The sequence below is a fragment of the Longimicrobiales bacterium genome (genome assembly GCA_035764935.1).
In the GTDB taxonomy this organism is placed as follows: domain Bacteria; phylum Gemmatimonadota; class Gemmatimonadetes; order Longimicrobiales; family RSA9; genus DASTYK01.
The window spans coordinates 1-11,909 of sequence record DASTYK010000081.1 but is presented as its reverse complement, the minus strand read 5'-3'; the positions used below and the strand labels follow the sequence as shown (position 1 = coordinate 11,909).

General features: G+C 67.8%; 11 protein-coding genes. 1 reads left to right on the top strand and 10 read right to left on the bottom strand.

All coding sequences use genetic code 11. From position 1 onward, the window contains the following. From VFU06_06645 to ybgF, 6 genes are all read right to left on the bottom strand, one after another. On the bottom strand, positions 1 to 713 hold a 713-nt coding region (locus VFU06_06645; protein ID HEU5209074.1), incomplete at its 3' end, for a hypothetical protein. Between the two features lie 251 nt (positions 714 to 964). Continuing rightward, positions 965 to 2,467 carry a histidine ammonia-lyase gene (gene hutH, locus VFU06_06640; protein HEU5209073.1) on the bottom strand — a complete coding sequence of 501 codons (1,503 nt, stop codon included), beginning with the start codon at positions 2,465 to 2,467 and terminating at the stop codon, positions 965 to 967. A gap of 73 nt (positions 2,468 to 2,540) precedes the next feature. Beyond that, on the bottom strand, positions 2,541 to 5,453 hold the full coding sequence (locus VFU06_06635) for a putative LPS assembly protein LptD (GenBank protein ID HEU5209072.1): 2,913 nt from the start codon (positions 5,451 to 5,453) through the stop codon (positions 2,541 to 2,543). Between the two features lie 221 nt (positions 5,454 to 5,674). Next, positions 5,675 to 6,478: a twin-arginine translocase subunit TatC gene (gene tatC, locus VFU06_06630; protein ID HEU5209071.1), complete on the bottom strand. Its 804-nt coding sequence runs from the start codon at positions 6,476 to 6,478 to the stop codon at positions 5,675 to 5,677. Between the two features lie 5 nt (positions 6,479 to 6,483). Continuing rightward, complete coding sequence (gene nrdR / locus VFU06_06625) at positions 6,484 to 6,981, bottom strand: transcriptional regulator NrdR (protein HEU5209070.1); 498 nt, start codon at positions 6,979 to 6,981, stop codon at positions 6,484 to 6,486. A 9-nt stretch (positions 6,982 to 6,990) separates the two neighbouring features. Next, positions 6,991 to 7,749, bottom strand: a complete 759-nt coding sequence (gene ybgF / locus VFU06_06620) for a tol-pal system protein YbgF (GenBank protein ID HEU5209069.1) — start codon at positions 7,747 to 7,749, stop codon at positions 6,991 to 6,993. A gap of 108 nt (positions 7,750 to 7,857) precedes the next feature. On the opposite strand from ybgF, the gene VFU06_06615 reads away from it, so the two are divergent. Beyond that, complete coding sequence (locus VFU06_06615; protein ID HEU5209068.1) at positions 7,858 to 8,229, top strand: GxxExxY protein; 372 nt, start codon at positions 7,858 to 7,860, stop codon at positions 8,227 to 8,229. A gap of 93 nt (positions 8,230 to 8,322) precedes the next feature. On the opposite strand, the gene VFU06_06610 is transcribed toward VFU06_06615, so the two are convergent. The 4 genes from VFU06_06610 to VFU06_06595 form a co-directional block, all read right to left on the bottom strand. Next, a complete protein-coding gene (locus VFU06_06610; protein ID HEU5209067.1) occupies positions 8,323 to 8,907 on the bottom strand; it encodes an OmpA family protein in 585 nt (194 codons plus the stop codon). A 36-nt stretch (positions 8,908 to 8,943) separates the two neighbouring features. Beyond that, positions 8,944 to 10,290 (bottom strand): hypothetical protein, encoded by a 1,347-nt coding sequence (locus tag VFU06_06605; GenBank protein ID HEU5209066.1) that lies wholly within the window; start codon positions 10,288 to 10,290, stop codon positions 8,944 to 8,946. A 203-nt stretch (positions 10,291 to 10,493) separates the two neighbouring features. Beyond that, entirely contained in the window at positions 10,494 to 11,282 is a 789-nt protein-coding gene (locus tag VFU06_06600; GenBank protein HEU5209065.1) for a TonB C-terminal domain-containing protein, read from the bottom strand. Then, on the bottom strand, positions 11,282 to 11,701 hold the full coding sequence (locus VFU06_06595) for an ExbD/TolR family protein (GenBank protein HEU5209064.1): 420 nt from the start codon (positions 11,699 to 11,701) through the stop codon (positions 11,282 to 11,284). Before VFU06_06595 ends, VFU06_06600 begins: the two co-directional genes overlap by 1 nt. Positions 11,702 to 11,909: the final 208 nt, after the last annotated feature.

Genomic DNA, 11,909 nt, shown 5'->3' with positions numbered 1-11,909 from the left:
ATCATGCCGTGCTCCATGCCCGCCTCGAGCACGCGCCGCGACTGTGCGGCATCGAACACGCCCGGCTCCATGAACACGTCGCAGAAGCGCGCGAGCTGTTCCGACGCAGCCGCGGGGATCGTTTCCTCGCACACGAGATCGACGTACGCGTCGCGGCGGTCGCGGAACTCCGCCGGGAACTCGTGCGCCGCGAGCAGCGTCGCCTCGACCCGCAGCGGCAGGTCCGCCGCCAGGCGACGCACCGCCCGGAGCTGCTTCATCTCGTCGATCGTGCGCAGGCCGTACCCGCTCTTGATCTCGACGGTGGTCGTGCCCAGCCGCAGCATCCGCTGCAGCCGCGGCCGGTTCAGCTCGACCAGCTCGTCCTCCGACCGGGCCCGCACGTCGTTGACCGACGCCTGGATACCACCACCGCGCCGCGCGATCTCCATGTAGGGCACGCCGCTCGACCGCAGTGCATACTCATCCGAGCGGTACCGCCCGAACACCGCGTGCGTGTGCGAGTCCACGAAGCCCGGCGTCAGCACGCCACCCTGCGCATCGACGCGCGCCGCCGTCGGGTGCGCGGCAGCGAGGATGCGCTCGTCGTCGATCGCGGCGATGCGGCCGTCCAGCACGACGACGGCGACGCCGCTGCGGACGCTGGCTTCCGTCGGCATTTCACAGGTGACGACTTCGCGCAGGTTCGTGAAGATCGTGGCGGTGCTGGTCATTTGTTTACAAGCTAACCACAGAGGTCACAGAGGATATCACAGAGTTGCACAGAGTACGGATTGATGTTGTCTGTCCGGCGGACGCAGGATGATCGCTTTCATCGTGCACGACGGCCGGACAGTTTCCTTACTACCCTGATGCGTATCCAGGACGAACCTGACTACCAATATGCTTCGCTGCATGGAAGCTGGCAGTCATTTCACAGTACGCCTCAGTGTCCTCAGTGCTCTCCGTGGTAGAAAAAAAGAAGCTAGACGCGCGCGAACGCACCCTCGCGCACCAGGCCCTCCACCGCCGCGATGTCACCCGACAGCACCCGGTCGTGCACCAGCGGCTCGACCACCGACCGCACCAGCGAATACGCCTGCTCCACTCTCTTCCCGGGGCGCAGTGGCTTCAGGAACTCCAGCCCCTGGGCTGCCGTGATCAGCTCGAGCGCGAGCACCGTTTCCAGGAGCCGCACGGCCTCGCGCGCCTTGAGCGCCGCCGCGACGCCCATGGAGACGTGGTCTTCCTTGTTGTTGTCGGTCGGTACGCTGTCGGTGCTGGCCGGGTTGGCGCGCAGGCGGATCTCGTTGACCAGAGCCGCGGCGACGATCTGCACCATCATCAGCCCCGAGTTGACGCCGACGTCCTCGACCAGGAAGGCCGGCAGCCCTGCCGACAGGGACGGGTCGATCATGCGCGCGATGCGCCGCTCGCTGATCGCGGCGAGGTCGGCGCAGACCATGGCGAGCAGGTCGAGCACCTGCGCGACCGGTTGACCGTGGAAGTTGCCGCCACTGATGACCATCTCGTCATCCGGGAAGATGAGCGGATTGTCGGTGGCGCTGTTGGCCTCGATCTCGAGCACGCTGCGCACGTACCCCAGCCCGTTGCGCGCGGCGCCGTGCACCTGCGGCATGCAGCGCAGCGAATAGGCGTCCTGCACGCGCGGGTCGTTGTCACGATGCGAGTCGCGGATCTCGGAGTCGGCGAGCAGTGAACGGAGTCGCGTCGCGCTGTGCGCCTGCCCCGCGTGCGGCCGCACCTGCTGGATCTGCGGCGCGAACGCGTCGGGGGTGCCGCGCAGTGCCTCCAGGCTGAGCGCGCCCGCGACGTCGATCGTGTCGACCGCGCGCTCCGCCGCGAGCAGTGCAAGGATGCCGACGGCCGTGTGCGCCTGCGTGCCGTTGTTCAGGGCGAGCCCTTCCTTGGCCTCCAGCACGAGCGGCTCCAGCCCGAAGCGCGCGAGCGCATCCGCACCGCTCACCCGCTCACCGTCCACCCATGCCTCCCCCTCCCCGATGAGCACGAGGGCCAGGTGCGACAGCGGCGCGAGGTCGCCGCTCGCGCCGACACTGCCGCGCGACGGGATGACCGGGGTGATGGAATGGTTCAGCAGATCGAGCAGCCGCTCGATGACGACGGGTCGCACTCCCGAATGCCCGAGCGCGAGCACATTGGCGCGCAGCAGCGTGATCGCACGCGCCTCCTCGACCGGGAACGGCTCGCCGACGCCAGCGGCATGGCTGCGGATCAGGTTGGCCTGCAGCTCCCGGATCCGCTCGGGCGGGATGACCACCTCGGAAAGAGCACCGAAGCCGGTGGTGATGCCATACACGACGCGGTGCTCCGCGACGATGCGGTCCACGAGCGCGCGCGCCCGTTCCACGCGGTCACGGGCATCCGCCCCGAGCGCCACGCGCAACCCGCCGCGCGCGACTGCTTCCACGTCCTCCAGCCGCAGCGAGCGGCCATCGATCTCGATCATGCCGGGGATTCTGGCCGCCCACCGGTGGCCCGGTCAACCCGGCTCTTCTGCTCTCTGTGGTAGATGGAAGCCGTTACCGCGACTGCCGGTTCGACGGATCCAGGTCGCGCTGCGTGTGCTCCACCTTGAGATCGGGCGACGCCCTCAGCTGCGCGCGGAACATGAAGAGGAAGTTGCCGTTCTGCGACTTGATGAAGTCGAAGTTCGCGTCGAAGTCGTGCAGCCGGCGCGTGAGCGTCAGCGTGTGGTCGCTGAACTCGCCCTCCGTGAAGTCGTAGCCGGTCCGCCAGCTCAGCGCCCAGTTGCGGGTCGGCTGCATGCGGAACGTGCCGCGCACCGTCTGGCTGGCGTTGCCTTCCGTGAGCCTGCCGTCCTGGAGCCGGCGCGGACGCGAGCGGTTGAGCACGTAATCGAAGCTGGCGTTCCAGGTGCCGACGGCATCGTCCGCGGGGCTGGTCCGCCCCGAGCGTGCACCCGCCTGCCCGATCAGCCCCGCGTCCGGTCCGTCGCGGTTCCAGTCCTCGATGCCGGCTTGCTGCTGCTCGGTCGTGCCCGGCCCGACGATGCTGTCGGGCTCCTCGCCCGGCTCCGCATCCTCGTCGCGCGAACGCCCGAGCCCGAGTGTGCGGGCGATCCAGGAGTCGCTGTCCAGGCGGAACCCGAACGACATGTTCGTCAGGTACGGCGCGAAGCGACGCCCCTCGCCGATCACGCCGGGCAGGCCCGCCACCGTGTCCGGCGCGAAGAACTCGTCCGCAAACAGGTTGTGCGAGATGCGGACTGTGAAGTTGGAGAGCAGGTCGGTCGAGAGCGTGTTGCTGATCGACGTGTTCGTCAGCCCCCTGCCGTCCTCGCGCGCACGCACGAAGTCATACGTCACCGCGCTCGTGTTGATCGACAGCAGCGTGATGATGCGCGCCTCCTCGCGACGGCGCGGCCCCGTCGTCGTGTCCGGCTCCAGCACCTGCACGGTGTCTTCGACCCCGGTCGTGTCACCGGCTGCGCCCGCGCGCTCGTCTTCGCCTTCAACCGCCCGGTACTTCGCCTCGAACGTCTGGTTCAGCGAGATCGAGAGCGTGTTGCGCTCGCCGAGCGGGTTGTCGCCGACCGAGAAGAAGTCACGCTGCTCTGGTGTGTACGTCGGCGCGGGCGAGTACGAGTACGTGAACGTCGGCGAGATGCGATGACGCAGTCGCTCGAACGGGCCGAAGCCCGGGAAGAAGCCGTACAGGTCGGTGCCGAGCGACGCGCCGAAGTTGAGGCGCACCGGCTCCGCCATCTGCGCCTCGTTCCGCCCCAGCGTGTGACCCGTGATGTTCAGGCTCGGCGTGAGCGTCGTCTTGGCGAACAGCCGCTGCTGGTAGCTGACCGTGGTGCTCCAGTTCAGCTCGTACGTCGACGTGTCGTTCAGGATCGTGCCGAGCGTGTCCGGCAATTCGCGGCCGAGCTCGTCGTGCGTGCGGACGTTGAACGACTGCGAGACACCGAGGCCGCCCAGGTTGATCGAGTGGTTGCCGGACGCCGAGATGCCGCTCGTGCTGCGCACCGGCCGCGGGTTGATCTCGGCAATGTCCGTCCGGTTGTAATCGACGCGACCGCTGCCGTTCCAGGTCAGGCTGCTGAACGGACCGCTGGAGCCCGGGCCCGCGTCGAACAGCGTGACCGTCGGGAAGTTGACCGTGAGACCGGGCGCCTGCCACGTCACGGTCTCGTCGCGCAGCTGCTGCCGCCGCGAGCCGCCGATCGAGATGTTCGCCCAGTCGAACTTCCGCGTCAGGTTGAAGTTCGAGTCGATCGAGCGGTTCAGCTCTTCCGGGTCGTAGGAGCGGTTCCGGATCAGGTCCGTCGAGCTGGAGTACGACGCGCTCAGCGACAGGTTCGTGCGCTCGTCGATGCGCCAGCTGTTGTTCGCCCGCAGTGTCAGGTCACGCTGCCCGGTATCGCGCCAGTAGCGGCTGACGTTCAGCCCGCCGCGCAGGAAGCGACGCAGGACGTTCCAGTCCAGCCCCATCTCCAGCGCCGAGTAGTTCTCCGACTCCCACGCACCCGCGAGCCGCATCCCCATGTAGTCGTTGATCGCCCAGAACACGCCGACATTGCTGATCCGGCGGTTGTAGCTCGAGCTGGTGCGGGCGATGTCGGCGACGCCGAACTCCGGGAACAGGATTCCGCTGCGACGCCCGCGCTCCAGGCTCTGCATCATGACGGGCAGCCAGAACACCGGCACGTCGGCGAAGTGCAGCGTCACGTCGCGCGCGACCAGCACGTTGCCGCGCTGGATCTTGACGTTGTTCGCGCGGAAATGGTAGTGCGGGTGTGGCTCCTCGACGTCGCAGTCGGTGAAGATCGTGTCGTGACAGTAGAGCTGCCCGCCCTCGGTGACGGTCCAGCAGTCGCCGCGCACGAACCAGGTCGCCTGCTCCGTCACGCTCGTCGCGAGACCGTACGCGCGACCGACACCACCGGTGATGTCGTAGCACAGCGAGTCGCTCGCCAGCGGCGCGTCCAGCCCCTCGCCCGTGAGCGTCGGCTCGCCGAACCCGCACGCGAAGCCCGTGTCCTCGTAGTAGACGATCGACGTGTCCGCGTTGAGGACCTGCCCCTCCCGCGCGACACTGCTCTCCCCCTCCAGCCGCAGCCGCGCCGAGTCCGCGTCATAGCGTGCAAACGGCGCCGTGTACTCCGTCGCCACGTAACCCGACAGGCGCATGAACTCCCGCGCAATCGAGTCCTGCGACGTCCACCCGCCCGCCTGCCGGCGCCCCGCCCCGCCCGTATCACTGACCAGCTCCACCCGCTGCGGCGGCGGCGGCGCGAGCGAGTCCTGCGCCAGCGTATCGACCGGCGTCGTGTCCCGCGCGATCAGCGGCGCGCGCTGCCGCAGCCGCTCGATGGCTCTGGACTGCGTCGTGGTGTCCGGCTGCTGGGCGGCGGTGGTTGCAGGAACCGCGAGTGTGAAGATCAGGCCGATGAACGGCAGTTTCACCGCTGAGGCGCGGAGGACGCCGAGGGGAAACTGTCTAACAGTTCGACGATTGCCGCGGCGACGAACGGTGGTTCGAATCAAGGTCGGAGCGATCTCCGCCGGGATCCCCACGAGAAAAGAATGCAACCAGCACCGCAATACCGAGGCATCACCGGAGCCCTGGTGGGCCCTCCGCGCCCTCCGCGCCTCAGCGGTGAAAAATAAGAACCTGCGGCCGCGACTCACACCGCCTCCGCCGCCGCCGAGTCCTGCGAACGCTCGCGCTGCTTCTCCACCATGTGCGCCAGGCCGATGCTCATCTCGTACAGCAGGATCAACGGCACCATCATCAGCAGCGTGACCGTGATCGCGTCGCCGGGCGAGATCATCGCGGCCATGATGGTGAGGCCGGCCAGGGCGTAGCGGCGCTTTTCACGCAGGAACTTCGACGTGACCAGGCCCATCGCGGAGAGCACCAGCACGACGACCGGCAGCTCGAAGATCGCGCCGAACGCGAGCAGCAGCTTCACGACCAGGCCCAGGTACGTCGGCGCGATGATGTTCGCCTGCAGTGCCTCGGTCTGGAAGTTGGTCATGAAGAACTTGAGCGTCATCGGCAGGGCGAACACGTACGCCAGCACGACGCCGAACGCGAACAGCACGAGCCCGAGGTACAGCGCGGGCACGATCGCCTTCTTCTCCTGCGGCAGCAGTGCCGGCGACACGAACGCCCAGACCTGGTAGAGCACGATCGGTGAGGCGAGCAGGAAGCCGGCGGTCAGCCCGAGCCGCAGTGTCAGGAAGAAGGGGTCGGAGGGGCTCAGGTACATCAGCTTGCCGGACTCGAGGTACGGCTGAATCGGCTCGATCAGCAGCGTCAGCACGTTGTACTTCATGACGAGCCAGATGCCGATGCCGGAGCCGACGATCAGGGCGAGGAGCGACCACAGGATGCGCCAGCGCAATTCCTCGAGGTGATCGAGAAACGGCATTTCCCCGGTCGGGCTGCCGGCGGGGCGACGCTGACGGTCCAGGAGAGCGGCCATTGGTGCTACAGCGGCAGTTCGGCCTGTCCCTCGCTCGCGGCTGCGCGCGCGCGCCGCGCGGACAGGTCGCGCAACTCCTCGTAGAACTCCTCCAGATCCTGGAAGTTCCGGTACACGGAGGCGAACCGGACGTACGCGACGTTGTCGACCGCCTTGAGCCGGTCCATGATCAGCTCACCGATCTGGCGGCTGGCGATGTCGTCGCGACCCGAACGCGCGATGGCGTCCTCGATGTCGTCGACCAGCGCCTCGATCTCGCTGCTGCTGATCGGCCGCTTGGTCGCCGCGACGCGGATCGCCTCGAGGATCTTGTGCCGGTCATAGGGCTGCGAGGAGCCGTCGCGCTTCACGACCTGCAGCCGCCGCTCCTCGATGTACTCGTACGTCGTGAAGCGACGCCCGCAGTTCACGCACTCGCGCCGCCGTCGGACCGCGCGCCCCTCCTGACTCGTGCGCGAGTCGACGACCCTGTCCTCCAGGCCGTTGCAGTAGGGGCAGCGCATGTCAGCCTGTCACGAGATCTCGCGCAGCCGCGTCCGCGCCTGCCGGGCCTCGTCCGAGTCGGGGTAGCGCTGCATCACGTCCTGGTAGTACTCACGCGCGCGATCCCGATTGCCCATCTCCTCCGCGATCACGCCCGCACGGTACAGCGCGCCGGCCGCCCGCGCGGCGCTCGGCCACTGCCGCGCCACCAGCTCCAGCGCCGACAGCGCCTCGCCGAACTGCTGCTCGGCGTAGTACGACTCCGCGACCTGGTACTGCGCGTCCGCCGCCCGCGGGTCGTTCGGGTACTCCCGGATCACCTGGCCGAATGCCGCGCGCGCCGTCGCGTACGCACCCTCACCCAGCTTCTGCACGCCCAGCGCGTAGAACTCCTCTGCCGACGCCGCCCCGCCCGTCTCCGAGCCCGGCGACGCCCCCGGCGCCGGCGTCATGCCCGGCGCGCCCGAGGACGCGAACTGCGCGAGCTGCGCGTTCAGCTGCGTGATGTACTGGATCGTCTGCCCGACGATCTCTTCCATCCGCGCGAGCGACGTCTCCAGCTGCTGGAAGCGGTGGCTCGTCATCCCCGCCGCGTCCCGCTGCAGGTCCATCGCGTTCCGCAGCGTGTCCAGCACCTGCTGGTTCTGCTGCATCAGCTGCTGGATCGCCTGGTCCTGCCGCTGCTGCATCGCGCCCATGTCCCGCCGCAGCGTCTGGACATCGCTCTTGGTTGCGCAGGCACTCAGCACGAGCGCGACGACCGGCAGGGTGAAGTAGCGTGCTTTCATTCGTTGGCTCCTGCTGTTATGCGCCTGGCGCATCTGGCGATTCCTCTGTCTCTGCGCCCCCGCCACGTTCGAACGGCGTTCCACCACGGAGAGCACAGAGGGCACCGAGTGAACATCAACAGAATCACGGCGTCCGTGATCGGTGCTGCAATCGAAGTTCACCGGACACTCGGACCGGGACTGCTCGAGTCAACCTATGAAACCTGTTTCGCCTACGAACTGCTCTGTCGCCGTATACCCTACGAACGACAGAAGGCGATTCCGATCCGTTATCGGGGAATCGCCGTCGAATCCGCCTACCGCGTTGACTTCCTGGTCGGTGGCAAGGTGATCGTAGAGCTGAAGTCCGTCGAGCGCCTCGATCGCGTCCATACCGCCCAGGTACTCACCTACCTGAAACTGTCCGGCTGCAGGGTAGGCTTGCTGATCAACTTCAACGTCCCCCTGCTGAAAGACGGCATCCGCCGTCTCATCCTGTAGTAACTCAGAGAACTCTGAGTCCTCTGTGGTAGAAAAGCGCTGGCGAGGGAGCCGGCACTCCCCAAGATGCACCGGCTCCCCTCACCGTACTTCCTACATCCCCGGCGCCGTCATGCGGTCGCCGCCGCCGGTGATCGAGAACTCACCGCGACGGTTGCGGGCCCAGGCGGACTCGCCGCTGCCCGGATCCAGCGGGCGGTCCTCGCCCATGGTCTCCGTCGTGAAGCGGCTCGCGCTGATGCCGAAGCCCGTGAGGTAGTCACGCACGGAGTTCGCGCGGCGCAGGCCGAGCGCGAGGTTGTACTCGATCGAGCCGCGCTCGTCGGCATGACCGGTGATGCGCAGCGTCACGTTCGGGTTCGCACGGAGCACGGCGACCTTGCGGGCCAGCGCCTCCTGCGCGTCCGGACGCAGGTTCGAGTCGTCGTAGTCGAAGAACACCATCTCCTCGAGGATCGAGCGTGCACGCGCAGTCGCGGCAGCCTCGGCCTCACGACGCGCCCGCTCCTCCTCGGCGCGACGGATGGAGTCCTGGCGCGCCTGCTCGGCGGCACGGCGGGCGCCCTCACCGGCGGTGTCCGGCAGGACCGGCGGGTTCGGATCCGCGGGTGGCTCATTCCGTGAGCACGCCGCCGCAGTCGCGACGAGCATCGAGAACAGCACGGCACGTCGAAGCATCTTCACTCCTCCCTCTGGTGATTGGTTGCTGCTCCCCTACTGCCCGCTCGAGAGCCCGCTAGTCCTCACGAGCGTTGGCGACCAGTCCGCCATGCGCAGCCCCACTCCCTGTGCGAGCTGTCGAACACGTCCGGACTGAACGTCAACAACATACAGGCCATTGCGGCCACCGCCAGATGCGGTGTACACGATATGTCGTCCATCGGGTGCCCAGCTCGGATCCTCGTTGTTGCCCTCGGTCGTGAGCTGGCGGATCTGGGAGAGCGGCCGGTTCGCGTCCGCGACGAACACGTGATACGTGCCGCGCGAGTTCCAGTGGCCGTGGAACGTGATCTGTGTGCCGCTGGGCGCCCACTGCGGCGACGTGTAGTAGCCGCGCTGCCCGGAGACGAAGGGCGTGATCAGCGTCGCGCCACCGCCGCCGGAGGGCATCACGTAGATGTGCGGGTTGCCGAGCCGGTTCGAGTTGAACGCGATGCGGCTGCCATCGGGCGAGTACGACGGCGAAAAGCTGTAGGCCGGGCCGCGCGTGATCTGCTGGAATCGGCCGCTTGCGACGTCCGCCTCGAACAGCTCGAGCTGGTCGTTGATGCTCGCCGCGAAGGCCAGCTTCGAGCCGTCGCGGCTGTACTCGGGCGTCATGATGAGCTGCGTGCGCGGCGCAGGCATGTTGCGGATGCGGCCGCTGCTCATGTCACGCTCGAAGAGCTGGGAGCTGCCGTCGCCCTGCAGCGTGTACGCGATCCGGCTCGCGTCGGGTGCCCAGGCCGGCGAGTAGATCAGCCCCTCCGTGCCGGTCAGCCGGCGCAGGTTCTCGCCGTCGCTGTCCACGATCATCAGGTCGTTGCTGCCGCGGTTCTGCCGCACGAAGACGATGCGCGTCGCGGCCGAGCCCGGCTCGCCCGTGATCGCACGCACGATCTCGTCGGAGACCGAGTGCACCGCCATCCGGAACCCGGGATCATCCGACGCGGGCAGCGTGTACGTCCGCGCCGGCTTGGCCTCGGCGTACGGGATGTCGTGCACGACCACGCGCAGCGACAGCCCGCCATCCGCGGACGGCTCCACACTGCCGTCCACGACGTAGACGACGCGCGCGCTGTTCCACGCCGCGTAATCCATCGGCCCCGAGGCGAGCGACGAAGGCGTCTCGAAGATCCGGAATCGATCGCTGTAATCCAGGTCGCGCGTCAGGATCCCCTGCACCGCCTGCGCCGCACCCACCAGGTCCACCGGCGCTCCCAGCGGCCGCACCGCCAGCAGCGGCTGCGTCCGCGTCTGGTACTGCGCCGCCAGCTCGATCCCCTTGGGCGCCTCCGGGTCCTGCCCCGCCACCGCCGCAGCAGTGGAGACCAGCAACCCCAGCGCAACCCCGAATCGCATAACCCGCATCATCCCACTCTCAATCCTGTGCAATGATTCCATTCCAATGGCCCGGCCTCATCACCAGGATCAACGTTTCACCACGGAGAACACTGAGCGCACAGCCCCCACCACCCACCACCCGCCGTTCAATCCCGAAGTGTCCACCACCCACCTCGCATCCCCCACCGCCCACAACCCGCCGTTCAAGCCGTCCCGACAAATCAGCCGGGCGGCAAAAACGTAAACCTCAGCCACAGCCGGTCTCCCTGGTACCCGTCCGGCAGCGGCCCGAACGCGCCTCGTCGCCCTGCCTGTTCCACCGCGCTCATCGCTTCCAGGTCGAAATTGAAGTTCCCGCTCTGCCGGTCCAGCTTGAGTCCGCCGACAGACCCGTCCGCAGCGATGTAGAAGATCACCGTCGCCGAAAGATTCGACGCGCCGCTCCACCGCAGGTAACGCGGCAGCTGCAGCACGATGTTCTCGAGGTAGTCCGGGAAGGGGAATTCCTGGCCCTCGATGCGTACGTTCGCGCCCTCACCGCCTACCTCGACGGGCTCGGGCTTGTTCCCCTGCGCGGGTTTCGGCTCCTCGACCTTGCGCGGGATCTCCTGCTGCACGGCCGACTGCGTCTGCACCTCGGGTTGCGGCTCGGTCTGCTGCACCTCGGGCTCCGGCGGCTCCGGCTGCTCGACCACCGGCTGCGTCGGCGTGACCGGCTCGGGCTCGCCCTGCACCTGCGGCGGCGGCGAGACCAGCTCGACGCGGTACACCTCGAACTCGGGCAGCTGGTCGGTCACGGTCAGCCCCGCGACCCAGAACGCGGCGGCGAGTCCGCCGTGCCCGAGCAGCGACATGAAGACGCTGCCCCTGGAAGGCCGCACGCGGCGCTTGCGCATGGCGTCGCCAAGCCGTGCAGCGCTCGCGCCGCCGACGTTGACGCTGGCGCCGCCCGCGGCAAACGCGGGGTCGGGCGCATCGAACGAGCCGAAGCCTGTGCGACGTCGTGCCACTACGATTCCTGCGACTCCACGACCATCGACACGTTGCGCACGTCGAGGTCCTTGAGCAGGCCGAAGACTTCCATGACGCGACCGTAGGGAACGTTGCGATCGCCCTTCACGAACACCGGTCGCTCACCGGCCTGGTCGCCGACGAACGCGGCGAACGCGGTCGGGAACTCGGCCTCCGTGACCTCGACCTGGTCGAGGAACACGCGGCCGTCGCTCGCGATCGACACGATCACCGCCTCGGACGCCGTGATCGGCGACGCACTGGAGCGCGGCAGCTCCACCTCCACGCCGCCCTGCAGGATCGGCGCGGTGATCATGAAAATGATCAGCAGCACGAACGCGACGTCGACCAGGTTCGTGATGTTGATCTCCGCATTGACGGGCAGCCGGTCGCGCCGGCCGCGCCTCATGTGCAGCATGCGCTACCGTCCTTCCCGGCGTGTCGCGACGCGCAGGGCTGCGTGAACGGGGTGGATATAGCGCGACGTCGCATGCCGCATCACAGCCGCCCCTCGCGCGCCAGCGTGCCGATGAACTCGCTCGCGAAGCCTTCCATCTCGCCGCTGAAGCGGTTCAGCCGGTTGGTGAAGTAGTTGTACGCGATTGCGGCCGGGATCGCCGCGACCA